We start from the raw sequence: 14,889 nt of genomic DNA, 5'->3' as shown, positions 1-14,889 counted from the left end.
ATGATTGATGAGATAAAAAAGTATGCTGATGAATACTCCGTCAACGAATCATATTATGATATAGATGAGATAAGATTCTCAAACAATGAATGTGATTTAAACAATGTTTGGTCAGATCATTTATATAATATCTTTGCCGCAAGTGGCAGGAGGATTGTCAACATCGAGATTCAAAATAAAAATGATATAAATAACATTGAATTTTTAATGAAAAATGCGGTTGAGAATCCATCCTACAATGGAATAAACAACAGGCACTACTCGTTTGAACAAAAAGACATGGAAATGGATGATCTTGAGATCTATGAGATCATGAAACAGATGGTGGATTCCGCAAAACTTTCCGGTGCTGACAGCAGTGCGGGCCTGGTTTATAAAAAGAAATTTAAAAATCGTGTGATTACAAATTACAATGATATAAAATACATCACCGGTGGCTATGAGATCGTTATAAGATCATTTAAGGATGGCTTCAGCGGTCAGGAATCTGTGCATACAGGTTTTAAATTCAATATAGATCCATACAGGTACGGTGAGCTTGCGGCTGAAACTGCAAGAAAGACCAGTAAAAAAATAGATATAGATGAGGGGAAATATGATATTATATTATCGCCATATGCACTTGGCACAATAATGACGTACAATTCAAATTTTTTTTCATATTATAATATAGACGCAGGGATCAGCCCATTCATTGATCTTTTAAATTCCAGGGTCGGCCCTGAAAATCTAACATTAAATGACGAGCCATTGAACATGAACGGGATTGGATACCGGCCCGTGGATGATGAGGGAACATTAACATCAAACAAGAAAATTATAGACCATGGGGTATTAAAGACATATCTTCATTCATACTCAACATCTGTTAAGGCCGGCACGGCAACCACAGGAAACGCAGGAATAATACATCCTGTACCATGGCAGCTCTCAATAGAGCCAGGATCAAGGAGCTATATTGATATTATAAATGACATTGATACCGGAATATTTATAAACAATTCCTGGTACACAAGGTTTCAGGATCAGCGTGCCGGCATATTCTCTACAGTTCCAAGGGATGGCGTTTTTTACATAAAATACGGTGAGATCGTCGGCTCGGTTTCAGGCATAAGAATAAGCGACTCGATAATAAACATACTGGGAAACCTTCAGGAAGTGTCAAGGGAAAGGGTCAATGTAAAATGGTGGGATGAAATACATCCATCGATAATGCCATACGCACTTGTAAATAATATAAATATAAGTAAGGGTTTTTAAATTTTATATTTATTATAAAGCCTTGAATAGACCTCAAGGTACTCGAGACCCTTTTTAATGCCCCTGTTTATTTCTTTTGTTTCAATGGATTTTAACTTTTCCTTTATGTCAATTGATAGTCCTATGTAAGGTATTATCGATTCTATGACCATTGATGTGTATCCAGAGCCCTCGAATATCCTTGAAAGTTCCTTTACAATGTAATCCAGCTTACCGTAAATATATTCTCTGGACATTGGATTCATTGCTGCGTTTATGTAGTACCTCATTGTGTCCTGTTTTTTAATATCTCCTGTGGCCATTGCATCCTCAATGATTTTAAAATTCCTATCGCCATGTGTAAGCGCCATTGCATTTATTATCTTTACCTTTGTTTCATCACTGTCTGTTTTTTTGAGCATTTCCCTTAATCTTGAAGCATCGTTTAATGCAACGGCATATCCATTTAATACAGAGGCATTCATATCGCCATCGATGTTATCAAAATCATCTATTTTTTCTGCAAGTTCCATTGCGTATTCTTCATCGAACAATGCAAGCCTGGAGGATACAATTCCCCTTATTATGGATACATTGAAGTCCTCGCCCGGTTTTTTATCACCAAGATAATCAAGGATCATTCTGTGGTATTTCTTTCCGTATTCAAGCAGCCACCTGTTCTCAGGTATTATCGTTTTCAATCTAAACAGTTCATTTGATATCTCGTTTATTACAAGGTAATTCTTTAATTCAGAGAACTTTTCTATTATCATTTTGTATAAATTCATATCGATTCTATCTGCCAGAAGAAATGCATACGCATCGTTTACAATGCCCCAGGCATCAAGGTTTGATAGATATTTTAAATCCAGATCATTGTAGAAGGCCTCATCGTATAAAACCCTGTAGAATCCAGATTCATCAGCATTAATCTTTATGAAATCCCCGTTTAAATCAATTTCATCATAATCCTTTGATAAAAGCATGCTCTTTATACCATTTTTATATTTTATCGTCAGCGGAACCTTCCATATTCTGTTATCAGAGCCATTTAGCAGAAAGCGCTCCTGTTTTAGACTCAATTTTTTACCGTTTACTGATGCCCTTATCATGGGATAGCCGCTCCTCTTTATAAAGGACTCCATGATCTCACGTACCGGTTCATTTGAGGTCTTTGCAAGATACTCCCAGAGATCTGTACCCTCAGCATTTTTGTACTTAAAATTTGTTAAATACCTGTTTAATCCATTTTTAAAGTTTTCATCACCAATGTATTTATTTATCATCCTTAGGATGCTACCGCCCTTTCCATAGCTTATCTCATCGAAGATCTGTGATATCTCATCAGAGTTCTTTACCTCAACCTCTATAGGATGCGAGTTTATTAAAGAATCTCCGGAGAGTGCGCCTGACGTCTCGCTTATAACAAAGTCACCAAACATGTCAAACTCAGGATACATACTATCAATGGCCTTGTATGACATGAAGGTTGCAAAGCTCTCATTTAGCCAGAGATCGTTCCACCACTTCATTGTAACAAGGTCGCCGAACCACTGATGCGCTATCTCATGGGCTATGACATCTGCTATGGCCTTTTTTACAGAGTTTCCCGTGTGCGAATCCACATTAAGATATATCTCCCTAAAGGTTATTGCACCCCAGTTCTCCATTGCACCGGCTGCAAATTCAGGAACAGAGATTAAATGCATCTTTGGCAGCACGTAATCTATTCCAAAGTAATTTTCATAGAATTCTATGGATCTCTTTGCTATCTCCATTGGATAATCAGAACCTGTAAGCCTGCCCTCTGGAGCGGCAAGGATTATATCTATATTTTTGTATTTATCATGTTTTTCCTCAAACCTGCCGATACCAAGATAGATAAGATATGTTGACATCCTCGGGGTTTCATGGAATTCAACGATCTTTCTACCATTTTCAATGGTCTCTGATTTTACAGGCATGTTTGATATTGCACTTAAATCTTTGTCAATTATAACCCTGATTTTAAAAGTGGCCTTGTATGATGGATTATCTATGCATGGAAACATCCTTCTTGCACTGCTTGCCTCAAACTGGGTTGTGTACATCTCATTATCTCCGTACCTTGCCACGTAGAAACCATCGAGGCTTTCCAGGATCTTACCATGAAACCTTATTTCAACAACAGATCTTGATGTTATTATACCGTCTACAACGAGCTCATCATTTTCACTGTAAAACTTGTAATTTTTTTCTTTGTTGTTCACTTTTATTTCATCTATGACAAGGCCAGACTCATTTAATATTAGCTTTTCCTCGTTGCCATCCAATGTAATTATCTCATGCCCTGTGTATTTATGATCATTTTTTATGTCCAGTGTTATTTCATAACTTAAAATATCCATGAAACGTTATATTTTATATGGTTATAATGTTTTGTTATATATAATAAAAATTTTGATTTTAATCTGATTTTAAGAAGATATTTTATTTATAATTTTTAAAAATTAATGCATGTTGGAGCTTAAAAATCTTTAAATATCTTGTTTATCTAAACTTTTGTGATAGTATGGAAGAGCTCCTTTGCAACATAGAATTTGAGAAGACCGAGGATGGTTACCTTGCCAGGCTTAGAACTGAAATGGGTGGTCTAAGGGAATATACCGGATTAACACTTGAGGACGTTCTAAGCGAGGTGATGCTTGAGCTTGAGGAAGAATTTTCATAAAATCAAATTTTGATTAATTATTCATGATAATACTGTTTTTAAACATTTATTTTTTTATGGCAATGATTTAATTATGCAATTATTTAACGATTTTTATTTTTTAATATTCTTTTAGGACTTTTTATGCCGTTATTAATTATATAATATTTCTTACTGCTTATATTTTTATTATTTTTTAAATAAATTGTGTATCATTATCAATTACAAAAATCTTTTATATTATATCAAAAAGTATTTATTAGAGGATGCGATCATAAATCGATAACTATGGTTTCATATCCGGTATGGGATAGTGCCATGTTTGCGTATACAATATCATCCCACATACTTTTGGTAACGTTAACACTTGGACTTGCGCTTTTAATAACAATCTCAGAATTTATCGGAATAAAATACAAAAACAGGTACTTTTTAACACTGGCAAGAAAGGCATCAACAGCCCTTGTCATAAACTTTGCCGTGGGAACGGCCTCAGGCATCTTTATGGCCGTTGAGCTTTATCTCTTCTGGCCAGAGTTTATGAAGGTTGTTGGGGCAGTTGCAATGTCAGCATTTTATGCAGAGGTCTTTGCATTTCTATTGGAATCCATAACATTAATGATGTATGTCTACTTCTGGGACAATTTTAAGAACAGGTGGAACCACTGGCTAACCTCGATCGGCGTGCTTGTAGGCACCGGTGGATCTGCAGCATTGATAACAGACGTAAATGCATGGATGAACACACCAGAGGGCTCATTTAACATTCCATATTATTTAAAAACTGGAATTATAACAGATGTAAACCCATGGAAGGTTTTCTGGGAGCCATCAACATTTGCGGAGCAGTTCCATATGTATGCTGTGGAATACTTTGCAGGTTCAATGATGCTCCTGGGCTATTTTGCATACAAATATCTAAGATCATCGGGTGCAGATGAGAGGCTTGTTTACAGCGCAGGGCTTAAAATTTTATCAGTCATTGCAATAATAGATATAATAATAGTTGGCGCCAGTGGTTCAAACGAACTTGATACATTACTGGTTGTTGAGCCATTAAAGTATGCAGCCCTGGAGCAGGACATGGTTCCTGTTACATACGGTGCACCTGAGCACATCTTTGGTGTAATAATAAACGGACATCCTGCATACTATGTTAATCTGCCACTGGCACAGTCATTGCTTGCATATCCGTTTACATTTGGACATGGATACATACCTGGACTTTCATCATATCCTTCAAGTGTATGGCCGCCATCATTTGTTCATGATACACTGGATCTAATGGTCGGCTTCGGAGTATTAATGGGATTCTTCTGGCTAATCGTTGTAATAATGTACTTCATGAAGAAGGATCCATTAAATAAAAGATCCGTGCTTAAGGCTTTAATGTTCTTTTCAGGCATGGCCGTTTACACAATGGAGGATGGCTGGTACACGGCAGAGGTTGGCAGGGTACCTGGCATAATACTTTATGATAAACCACCGTATTATGTTATGACCATAGGCCAGGCAGCATCAACATCACCTGTGGTGTTTCCGCTTGGAATGGCAATAATAATCTTTTACATCGTTCTAATACCATTGACGCTATATTTCATGGCCAAGGTGCTTAAGGTATCAAATATAGAGGACGATCTAAGGCATGCAGATGATGACCTCTCAAAGGTTGGGAAATCAACACCTGCTGGAATGAGGTGATATAATTGTTATACTATGAAAATGAGATATTTTTTAAGATTGTTCTGGCATCAATGCTAACATTTTTATTATCGGAATTCATGGCAATTTATCCAATAATTTCAAAAAACTTTGAGAGATACGAGAAAAATGTTTTAAAGCACATAGTTCCTGTATGGGAGATAACAGGTACATTCATTGTTTTCTTTGTTGTTGAGCTTGAGCTTATATACTCATCATTAGTTCCGATCTCATCATACCTTTTAATACCGCTTGTTGGCATCTTTGTTGCCTTTTTAATACTAAGAAATGCATGGATAATATACGCCGAGTTCCTATGGAAGGACGGTAAATCCATAAATAAGAGGAACTTATACAGGTTCTATTCAATAGCAACTTTTATAATGGTCGCGGTTTTTTTGATAGCCGTCTCCGCACTTATCTATGGAAAGGGCATAAACCTTGATTCATCGAATTTATCAGGATCATACATTAATTTTGTACCACTATTCTCAACTTTTTACTTTTATCTATTCTTTGCAGGCACGCTGATATTAATGTACGGTTTCTCAATGGTTTTCTACAGGACATCTGAAAAAAGGTACATGCCACTTTTATTTAATATAGCAGGCATAATCATATCAGCCTATGGTCTTTATGGTTTAACATTTAACGACAAGCTACTCAGCATTGATTATCTTTTAATACCTGTAATAATAGGAATAATAATACCGGTACTTTATATATTTGATAAAACAACGTACCTTGCATCATACAAGCCATTCTTCTTCGTTTTAATGATCATAGGCATATTCTTCCTGGAGTACCCTGTAAATTATATTGCAGCCGGTGCATTCCCTGTTAAAATCTTTGAATCACCAGCACCAATGCTTGGCTTTAATATAATATTAAGCATTGCTGGCGGTATAGGTGTAACGCTCTTAATGATAGCATACTCTTTTGTTTACAACAACGGCAGCCTAAAAATAAAGGATGTAAATTAAATTTTATTTTAATAATTTTGCCTTTAAATTAAATATTAATTGAAAATATTTATACAGATAAATTAATATCCAATACATTAATGGTAGGTAATTATGTACATCTCTTTGGAAAATGATTACGTTGCAAGGGTTCCGCCAGAGCTCCTCGGTGATGATTACAGGGAGGCAGTGCTTGAAATCACTAAAAGGAACCTCGTTGGAAAGCTTGTCGATATAAATGATTCCACCGGCAGAAACATGGGCAAATGTTTTATTGTCTCAATAGAAAATATAGAGCTGGTTGGTGATGGAACCATAGTACATGGTGACGGCGGGGTTTACCAGGATGTTGTTTACACTGCCATAGCCTACTATCCAAAAATGCATGAGGTTGTTGACGGCGTTGTTATCTCAATACAGAAGTTCGGGGCCTTTGTCAAGTTCGGCCCGTTTGAGGGGCTTCTGCACATAAGCCAGATCATGGATGATATAATAAATATAGACATGGCAAATCAGAGGTTTGTTGGCAGGGATACGAAGGAGGATCTTAAGATCGGCGATAAGATACGTGTTAGGATAGTGGCAATGAACCTGTCATCATCATCAATAGAGGATGCAAAGATAGGACTTACTGCAAAACAGCCCGGCCTTGGAAAGGAGAACTGGACGACAAGAACAATTAAAAGGGGTGAAACACAGTGAAAAAGCAGTATCTTGCATGCAAGATCTGTAAAAGGCTTACCACGGACCAGTTCTGCCCTGTTCATGGCGATGAGAAGACCACAGAGGAGTGGTTTGGCTTTGTTATTGTAAATGATCCTGAGGGTTCTGTAATAGCAAAAAGAGCCGGAATAACCGAGCCTGGTATGTATGCAATTAAAGTTCGATCATGACCTTGTATTAAACCAGGAGTCCATAAATAAAATAAAAGAATTTTCACATAGTATTTGCAGCATTGATGATATTAAAAAACATGGTGGCAGGATCATAACCGTGGGCGATGTAACAACAGAGAACCTTGAAAGGGCAGGTCTTGATATATTTATCGAGGTTGTTGACCTAAAAACGAAGCGCGGAGAGAAAACATATAATCATAGGGAAAATTCCATATCCATAGAAAACAGGCCAGGAACGATATCGTTATCGTTAATAAGGGCCATAGAATCATCAATAAAAAGTAATAAAAAGACAAGAATTGAAATAAATGGTGAGGAGGATCTTGCCGTAATACCGATAATTTTTTATGGCGATATTAATACACTAGTTGTGTATGGTGTACCAGATACAGGTATGGCATGCATATTTATAAATACTGAAATAAAATCTATGGTAACTGATATATTGAGGGATTTAAATGGCAAAACTTGAATTTAACGTTGATATGGAGAGGGATAACAAGCTACTGTTTAGAAAGGAGATAAATTACACAATAAAATTCGAGAACGATAAGACACCAAGCAGGGAGGATATAAGAAAGCTGCTTGCCAATAACTACGGCTCAGACGAATCATTGATTATAGTCGATAAAAACAGACAGGAAACAGGCAAGCATGAAATAAAGGGATACGCAAAGATTTACGATACAAAGGAGCATGCAATGCTCTATGAGCCGGATTACGAGCTTTTTAGAAACAAATTAAAGGTAAAGGAAGGTAATCAGTAATGGAGAAGAGAGAATTATATGAATTAAAGGATAACAAAATAGTAAGAAAGAGAAGGTTCTGCCCAAGATGCGGCCCTGGCGTCTTCCTTGCAGAGCACGAGGATAGATTCTCCTGCGGCAGATGTGGCTACACAGAATTTAAAAGGAAAAATTAAAGTTCATAAATCATTTTTGTTGTTTCGCCACTTGCCTTTTCAAGCTCCTTTATTTTCTGCCTTGTTATTTCCTTAGATTCGTCATCCTCTGGCTTTATGTTCAAAAGCTCAACAAGGTATGTGAGCTCATAGTCCAGGATCAGGCTCAGGGTCCTAAGCTTCTCTATCTTATTTTCCTCTATTTTTAATCTCTTATCTGAAACAAAGCAGTCAAGATGAACCGAACCCTCCTTTGTAAATGTGAACTTCTCCCCGCTTCTGAAAGCCTTCTTGCAAATATAGCATTTGTACTCCATGTTTACATGTATAATAGATTATTTATTAACTTTTTTTAAACTTCTTTTAAAAACTGGAAAAATAGATTAATTTATAATTGATACAGAAACGTGAAATCATCAATATACAGAAAGAGGTACATTCTAATCAAGGGAAATGTTGATTACAGGCATTTATCAGGGTACGGTGTAAAGGTAAAATTTAATGATAATAACTATACAATAGTTCTTGCAAACCAGTTCAATAAGGATTTAATAATAAGGCTTTTAAGGAAATCAGGCCATGATGTAATATACGTCAGCGGAACCATAAAAAAATGCAAGAAAATAATGTCATTGCAGTCTAAATTTGCTTAACCTCGTTATCGCTTAGATCCAGTATTCTTGATATCCTTTTAAATTCAGCCGTTCTTTTAATAATCCTGTAAAACCATAGATATGATACAATCACATTTGATGATGTATGGTTCAATGCTGCAAGCTTTTCCAAAAGTGTTCTTGCGCCGTTTATTCCCTTTCTGGATGAGTACATCTTTATTATATCCGGCATCGAGTACCTGCCGGTGCTTCTGTTTTTGTTTTTAACCATTAATGAGACACCAGCAGCTATTTCCTGCGAAATGCCTGTAAGCATGTAGTTTGCCCTGTATGAAAGCCTGCCATAGAGATCCGCAATTGATAGGATATCATATGCATTTTTTAGATCTTCAGGATCCTGATACTCCTCCTTTAGGTTCTGGTCTATCCATTTTATATAATAATCAGGATCAAAGTCTGCATCGCTGAATGAGTTTATTAATTTATCATAATCATGGCTGTGAAATGTATCAATTACATACCTGTATATATCGATCTTTTTATTTCTTGTTCCCGGATTTGAATCCTGTGCATATGCCTCAAGATCATTTATTATCGATCTTATGTCAGGCTCGTTCTCCTTTATTATTCTTATTATATCGTTTTCAGGTACGGATTTTCCCTCCTTTTTTAATATGTAATGGCATCTTTCAAGGCATTTGTTTATAAATTCACGGTACCTCTGATCGTTTCTTCTCCTGTATGGCCTCATCTCTATAACCAGTGAATTGTCAATGATCTCCCTGCCGCTCCTTTTCGATCTAAATGAATAGTAGTCGTTCATGGTTATTATAACAGGATTCCTTGTTTCCTTTACAACATTTAATAGTTCTGTAATGCCTCCATAGTCACCGCCCCTTTTTGGATCCCTGGATTCAAAGATGTTATCAGCCTCATCTATTAATATTAATCTGTCTGGTATTCTCCTCTCGGATAATAGATCTGAATACAGCGATGACATTAATGCAACACGCTTCATGCTATCCGCATTTCTTTCATCAGAGGCGTTCATCTCTATTAATGGCACATTAAGGTAATTTGCTATCACCGTGGCTGTTGTTGTTTTACCCGTTCCCGGATCACCGTAAAGTATAAGCGACTTTTTTATTACCTCATTGTTCCTCCATGAATCGGCCCATCTTATTATACTGTTTAATTCATCAGATGGCATTATAAGCTCGGAAATATCCACCGGCCTGTACTTGTCAGCCCATGCCATTAATGAACCCTCGTGCCAGGCTTTACGTCTTTATCCGTTGTCAGCAGCGAAACCCCGGATTCATCCTCGGCCGCAAGGAGCATCCCCTGGCTTTCTATGCCCATAAATTTTGCAGGCTTTAAATTGTTTATTATAATAAGATTCCTTCCAATAATATCCTCTGGTTTGTAATAATCCGCTATGCTTGATACTATTTGCTTTCTCTCATCGCCAAGGTCAAGAACAATTCTTAATAAAGATCTTGATTTCTCAACCTTTTCGCATTCTATGACCCTTGCAACCCTGAGATCTATGGTATGAAAATGGTCTATATCTATCTGATCCATATGGTGTATTTTTAATATGGTTTATAAATTTAACCTTAAAGGGATACAATAATCTATTTATATTATTTTAAAATAAGGTTTTAGGTCTTTGGAATGTTAAGCTCATATTCAATGATTAGAGATTCATGGAAGAAATTAAAGAAGTCCGATATATATCCTGTGCAGAAGGCCAGGATGGTATCATGGAGGAAAAGTGGCTCAGTTGTACGTTTAGATTATCCAACAAGGTTAGACCGTGCCAGGAGCCTTGGTTATAAGGCAAAGCAGGGCTTTATTATTGTAAGGTCAAGGGTAAGAAAGGGTGGCCAGCACAGGCCAAAGATTATGGGAGGCAGAAGGCCCAGAAGGCTGGCATACAACAAGCTTACTGTTAAAAAGAGCATACAGCTAATAGCAGAGGAGCGTGCCGCGGATAAGTATCCAAACATGGAGGTCCTGAACTCATACTACGTTGGTGAGGACGGTCTTTACAAGTACTATGAGGTAATACTAATAGACAGATCATCTCCTGCTGTACTATCAGACAAAAATGTATCATGGATAGCAAACAGCGCAAACAAGGGTCGCGTCTATCGTGGATTAACATCCGCAGGCTACAAATCGAGAGGCCTTGGACACGGCCGGCTTGGTTCTGCAAAGAGCAGGCCATCAATAAGGGCCAATGGCCGCCTTAGAAGATAATGCCACGGTGGCCCAGCGGTACGGCGCCAGCCTTGAGAGCTGGTTCCCATAGTGGATCGGGAGTTCGAATCTCCCCCGTGGCGCCTTTATATAATATGAAATGGAATATCATAACCAATTTTGTATCCGATTTTAATTCATCGGGAAGATCATATTATAAAAAAAGGAATTTTAAACATTCAACATCAAATAAACGGTACTTTCCATGCATACATGATGATGAAAACAACGTTTTTTATTCAACGATGATACTTAATATAAATGACCATTATTCATTGCACAGAATAGAGAAAAGAAATAATGCCTTTTACATTTACATTGCCGATAAAAGGCTCAGGGAATTATACATAGGCAAGAATAGAAATGGCCTTTTAAAGGTAAAACTTTTTGCAACCGGTTCCATGCCATTCCTGTACGCCGCATCAGTACACATGGAGGATAAAATAAAATACCTTATGAGATCTGGCGTTACATTTATAAAGGGTACATGGCTTCCATGGGATTCAGATGTTATAATAGATGCATTATTAACTCCGGAATTCAAAAACTTTGATGAAACATTTATCTTCGGTTCAGGTAAAAAATTTGGCTCGATAAAATATCAGAAAATAAGGATAAAGAGGATTAAATTTTCAGAGATGAAATGCCATATGATCGTTCAGGGCGGTTCAGACCATTATAAATTGTTTAAATACGCGCTTTCTGTTAACAGGGAAGAGGCACTAAAATACGGCAAATTTTAATTATTTTTTTAGTTTTACAGTGACATCATCATTGACATTGTATGAGATTAAACTTAAACCCGTTGATTCAGCTATCTCACTGAATTTTTCCTCCCCAAGGCTGAACTTATCCTTTGAGAATAATATCTCAACCTCCTCATCATCATCCAAATCAAAGTAAAGCCCTTTGAAATAGGCCTTAAGATAGCTTTCAGGTGCACCACCGCACATGATATTTCTCTGATCCTCAGTTCTCATGTTTATTGTATTAATATAAAATATATTTATCTATGCAAGAAGTATCCCTTTCTGTTTATAATATTTACGTAGCCATAGCGCTCAAATTGTGATACGCCATTGTAATTATATGCAAGGGGTTCAAGCATACCAGAGTCAACAGTTCCATCAGGCTTCTGAACGGTAAATTCATGGCTGTTTTCAGGGCACCATTGTATAATCTTGAGCCTTTTGCCTGAATCATCATCAATGTATGCTATTCCATCCTCTGTTCTTTTAACCACGCAAAGATCCTTTAATCTGAATATCTCGTCAGGTTTGATATCATCAAGGTCACGCCTGCTTAAATATATCCTTGAATGGCTCTTTATAATGTATTTTCTGTATCCAAGATCAATATCAGGATGGTACCTTGCATGGCTCTCAAGGTCAATATCATTGTTTAAATCAAGTAGAACAGGATCATTAACAAAGAAGAACCTCATTGCATCCCTATCGATCAGCTGCCTGTTTATTGAATCAAAGATCTCCCAGGAGAACGTTGCACCTGTTTCCTTCATGCCGGAGTTTATCCAGTATCTTCTAAACGTCTCAGGCCTGTAACCCCTCTTTCTTAGCGCACGTATCGTTCCAAGCCTTACGTCATCCCAGCCTGTGTACTTTCCAGATTTTATACCATTCTTTATTATGCTTGTTTTTAATACCGAACCTGGTATCTTTATAATTCCATAATGGTAATAGTAAGGAAGCTTCCAGCTGTTGTAATTAAATATATATTTCTGTTTCTCTGTATTTACCAGATGGTCCATGCCCCTTATAACATGTGTTAATCCAAGATAATGATCATCAATGGCAACGGAAAAGTTCATCATTGGATAAACACAGTATTCATCGCCTGTAAGCGGATGCCTTTTATATGATATTCTAAAGGCTATCCAGTCCCTTATTGATGGATTTGGATGATTCAGGTCAGTCTTTAAAACAGCTACAGCCTCGCCCTCCCTGTATTCACGGTTAAGCATTTTATCAAATCTATCCAAATGTACGCCAGGATCCATGGATCTGTCTGGCAGGGCCATTGATTTTAATTTTAATTCCTTAAACCTTTTCTGATCGGTCTCCGCTATGTACATATATCCATTTTCTATAAGCTTTTTTGCCTCCCTGTAATATAGATCCATTCTCGATGTCTGTATAACCGTTTTTGTTACATTCACATCCAGCCATTTTAAATCTTCAGGTATCATATCATAGGCATCTATATCTATGTTTCCGGGATTGGTATCCTCTATTCTTAGTATTAGATCACCACCGTATCTTTTTACGTATTCATCGTTGAGTATTGCCATCCTTGAATGGCCTATGTGCAATGGTCCTGATGGTGAAGGCGCCATCCTCATGACAACGCCATTTTTTGCATTTGGCAGCTCTGGCAGCTCGTGCTTCTCCTCCTTTTTTTCCTTTATTTTAAATTCCGGGTACTCATTGTTTATTATTTCAATAATACGGTCCTTTCCCATTGAATTTATCTCATCAACGCATTTTTTAACATCGTTGATTAAATCACCAGGATTCTTTCTGGCCTCAGGAAACTCCGCCATTAACTTGCTAACTACGGATTTTACATCGGCCCTTCCATCATGCAAGTATGCATTTTTAATTGCCTGCTTCCTTATTTCTTCTGTAATACTCACCGACCTCACCCTCTATAAATTCCATAAAATGATCCATACCATCACCGGTCACGGCTGATACTGCAATATCCTCATATCTTTTTGATAGATCAAGCTTGGTCTGAACCCTAATTATCCTGTTTGGGAAATTCTCCCTTATCTCGCTGTATAGCCTGGCCTGTGCATCTAAATCAACCTGTCCGGAGTAATCAAATAAAAATAATATTATACCATCTATGTATGACAATGCTATTATTGCCTTTTTTTCCATATCATTTCTTCTGGACATGTCCCTGTCAAGAAGGCCCGGCGTGTCTATGAACTGTGCTTTTCCTGATTTAAAGCTGCGGTATCCTATTATAATGTCCAGCGTTGTAAACGGATACGGCGCTATCTTTGGCCTGACATCTGTTATTTTTGATATCAGTGAGCTCTTGCCGGCATTTGGCATTCCGGCCATGATAAATGTGGGCATATCTGTAATAATGCCTGGAAGCCTTCTCATTGAATCCCTGCAATTTCCAAGAAAAACAAGATCATCATTTATGTTTTTTACCAGTGATGAAAACCTTCCATAGTAGCTCTTCATTAAAACGTTCATCTCGTTTATGGTCTTTGCATACCTCAATTTTTTTATATAATCAGTGCTAAGTCTTTTTATGTTATCACTTGTCCACTGAACCTTACCAAGGCTTAATTTGTAATGATCAACATCAAACATCAGGTCTATTAAATGGTAATAGAATGGATGGATCTTTTCAATTGTTGGAAACTTTTTTATTATCCTATCGAAATGTGAGCATGCAGTGGATTCTATTGTTGATATCCTGTCCATGATCTCCTTTTTTACCTTATCCTCCTTCCTGGGAAAGTAAGGTTCCTCTATATTCGATGCCCTTTTAAAGGATTTATTTATTATTTCCTGTGATCTTAATATCGTTGGTATGTAATCAAACACTTATAGGTATTGTTATTATATATTAAAGCATT

19 protein-coding genes and 1 tRNA gene are annotated in these 14,889 nt (G+C 37.0%); 13 read left to right on the top strand and 7 right to left on the bottom strand.

Annotation, left to right across the window (positions count from 1 at the left end; all coding sequences use genetic code 11):
- On the top strand, nt 1–1,260 hold the full coding sequence (locus B8780_RS00550; RefSeq protein WP_161939659.1) for a TldD/PmbA family protein: 1,260 nt from the start codon (nt 1–3) through the stop codon (nt 1,258–1,260).
- On the opposite strand, the gene B8780_RS00545 is transcribed toward B8780_RS00550, so the two are convergent.
- On the bottom strand, nt 1,257–3,626 hold the full coding sequence (locus B8780_RS00545) for a M1 family metallopeptidase (protein ID WP_084272293.1): 2,370 nt from the start codon (nt 3,624–3,626) through the stop codon (nt 1,257–1,259). The two genes, B8780_RS00550 and B8780_RS00545, sit on opposite strands and share 4 nt — an antisense overlap.
- 164 nt (nt 3,627–3,790) lie before the next feature.
- On the opposite strand from B8780_RS00545, the gene B8780_RS08190 reads away from it, so the two are divergent.
- The 8 genes from B8780_RS08190 to B8780_RS00510 all read left to right on the top strand — a co-directional run bounded on the left by B8780_RS08190 (nt 3,791) and on the right by B8780_RS00510 (nt 8,409).
- A complete protein-coding gene (locus B8780_RS08190) occupies nt 3,791–3,949 on the top strand; it encodes a hypothetical protein (RefSeq protein ID WP_011177664.1) in 159 nt (52 codons plus the stop codon).
- Between the two features lie 297 nt (nt 3,950–4,246).
- The gene (locus B8780_RS00540) at nt 4,247–5,629 is read left to right on the top strand and encodes a cytochrome ubiquinol oxidase subunit I (protein WP_236719336.1); all 1,383 of its coding nucleotides are present in this window, start codon (nt 4,247–4,249) and stop codon (nt 5,627–5,629) included.
- A gap of 5 nt (nt 5,630–5,634) precedes the next feature.
- Entirely contained in the window at nt 5,635–6,612 is a 978-nt protein-coding gene (locus B8780_RS00535; RefSeq protein WP_011177666.1) for a hypothetical protein, read from the top strand.
- A gap of 93 nt (nt 6,613–6,705) precedes the next feature.
- On the top strand, nt 6,706–7,293 hold the full coding sequence (locus B8780_RS00530) for a DNA-directed RNA polymerase (protein WP_011177667.1): 588 nt from the start codon (nt 6,706–6,708) through the stop codon (nt 7,291–7,293).
- Nucleotides 7,290–7,484 (top strand): transcription elongation factor subunit Spt4, encoded by a 195-nt coding sequence (gene spt4 / locus B8780_RS00525; protein WP_011177668.1) that lies wholly within the window; start codon nt 7,290–7,292, stop codon nt 7,482–7,484. The genes B8780_RS00530 and spt4 overlap by 4 nt, the downstream gene beginning before the upstream one ends.
- On the top strand, nt 7,462–7,959 hold the full coding sequence (locus B8780_RS00520; RefSeq protein WP_084272291.1) for a DUF359 domain-containing protein: 498 nt from the start codon (nt 7,462–7,464) through the stop codon (nt 7,957–7,959). The genes spt4 and B8780_RS00520 overlap by 23 nt, the downstream gene beginning before the upstream one ends.
- Nucleotides 7,946–8,254: a 30S ribosomal protein S24e gene (locus tag B8780_RS00515; protein ID WP_011177670.1), complete on the top strand. Its 309-nt coding sequence runs from the start codon at nt 7,946–7,948 to the stop codon at nt 8,252–8,254. Before B8780_RS00520 ends, B8780_RS00515 begins: the two co-directional genes overlap by 14 nt.
- Nucleotides 8,254–8,409, top strand: coding sequence for a 30S ribosomal protein S27ae (locus B8780_RS00510; RefSeq protein ID WP_011177671.1), 156 nt, complete (start codon nt 8,254–8,256; stop codon nt 8,407–8,409). The genes B8780_RS00515 and B8780_RS00510 overlap by 1 nt, the downstream gene beginning before the upstream one ends.
- Here B8780_RS00510 and B8780_RS00505 read toward each other — a convergent pair.
- Entirely contained in the window at nt 8,406–8,705 is a 300-nt protein-coding gene (locus B8780_RS00505; RefSeq protein WP_011177672.1) for a DUF2175 family protein, read from the bottom strand. The genes B8780_RS00510 and B8780_RS00505 overlap by 4 nt on opposite strands.
- A gap of 90 nt (nt 8,706–8,795) precedes the next feature.
- Between B8780_RS00505 and B8780_RS00500 the strand changes: the two genes are divergently transcribed.
- Nucleotides 8,796–9,041: a hypothetical protein gene (locus B8780_RS00500; RefSeq protein WP_084272290.1), complete on the top strand. Its 246-nt coding sequence runs from the start codon at nt 8,796–8,798 to the stop codon at nt 9,039–9,041.
- Here B8780_RS00500 and B8780_RS00495 read toward each other — a convergent pair.
- Nucleotides 9,028–10,260: a replication factor C large subunit gene (locus B8780_RS00495; RefSeq protein WP_084272289.1), complete on the bottom strand. Its 1,233-nt coding sequence runs from the start codon at nt 10,258–10,260 to the stop codon at nt 9,028–9,030. The genes B8780_RS00500 and B8780_RS00495 overlap by 14 nt on opposite strands.
- A complete protein-coding gene (gene metG / locus B8780_RS00490; RefSeq protein WP_084272288.1) occupies nt 10,260–10,586 on the bottom strand; it encodes a methionine--tRNA ligase subunit beta in 327 nt (108 codons plus the stop codon). Before metG ends, B8780_RS00495 begins: the two co-directional genes overlap by 1 nt.
- Before the next feature lie 93 nt (nt 10,587–10,679).
- On the opposite strand from metG, the gene B8780_RS00485 reads away from it, so the two are divergent.
- The 3 genes from B8780_RS00485 (at nt 10,680) to B8780_RS00475 (ending at nt 12,010) form a co-directional block, all read left to right on the top strand.
- Complete coding sequence (locus B8780_RS00485) at nt 10,680–11,267, top strand: 50S ribosomal protein L15e (protein ID WP_011177676.1); 588 nt, start codon at nt 10,680–10,682, stop codon at nt 11,265–11,267.
- A gap of 1 nt (nt 11,268) precedes the next feature.
- A tRNA-Ser gene (locus B8780_RS00480) sits at nt 11,269–11,350 on the top strand.
- 12 nt (nt 11,351–11,362) lie between these two features.
- On the top strand, nt 11,363–12,010 hold the full coding sequence (locus B8780_RS00475) for a hypothetical protein (RefSeq protein ID WP_084272287.1): 648 nt from the start codon (nt 11,363–11,365) through the stop codon (nt 12,008–12,010).
- On the opposite strand, the gene B8780_RS00470 is transcribed toward B8780_RS00475, so the two are convergent.
- The 3 genes from B8780_RS00470 to B8780_RS00460 are packed head-to-tail and all read right to left on the bottom strand — an operon-like array spanning nt 12,011 to nt 14,857.
- Nucleotides 12,011–12,247 carry a hypothetical protein gene (locus B8780_RS00470; protein ID WP_011177678.1) on the bottom strand — a complete coding sequence of 79 codons (237 nt, stop codon included), beginning with the start codon at nt 12,245–12,247 and terminating at the stop codon, nt 12,011–12,013.
- A gap of 26 nt (nt 12,248–12,273) precedes the next feature.
- Nucleotides 12,274–13,920, bottom strand: coding sequence for a glutamate--tRNA ligase (locus B8780_RS00465; protein ID WP_084272286.1), 1,647 nt, complete (start codon nt 13,918–13,920; stop codon nt 12,274–12,276).
- The gene (locus tag B8780_RS00460) at nt 13,883–14,857 is read right to left on the bottom strand and encodes an NOG1 family protein (RefSeq protein ID WP_084272285.1); all 975 of its coding nucleotides are present in this window, start codon (nt 14,855–14,857) and stop codon (nt 13,883–13,885) included. The genes B8780_RS00465 and B8780_RS00460 overlap by 38 nt, the downstream gene beginning before the upstream one ends.
- Nucleotides 14,858–14,889: the final 32 nt, after the last annotated feature.

It is taken from the genome of Picrophilus oshimae DSM 9789 (genome assembly GCF_900176435.1).
In the GTDB taxonomy this organism is placed as follows: Archaea; Thermoplasmatota; Thermoplasmata; order Thermoplasmatales; family Thermoplasmataceae; genus Picrophilus; species Picrophilus oshimae.
The sequence above is the reverse complement of the archived record's forward strand: the minus strand, read 5'-3'. Positions and strand labels throughout refer to the sequence as shown.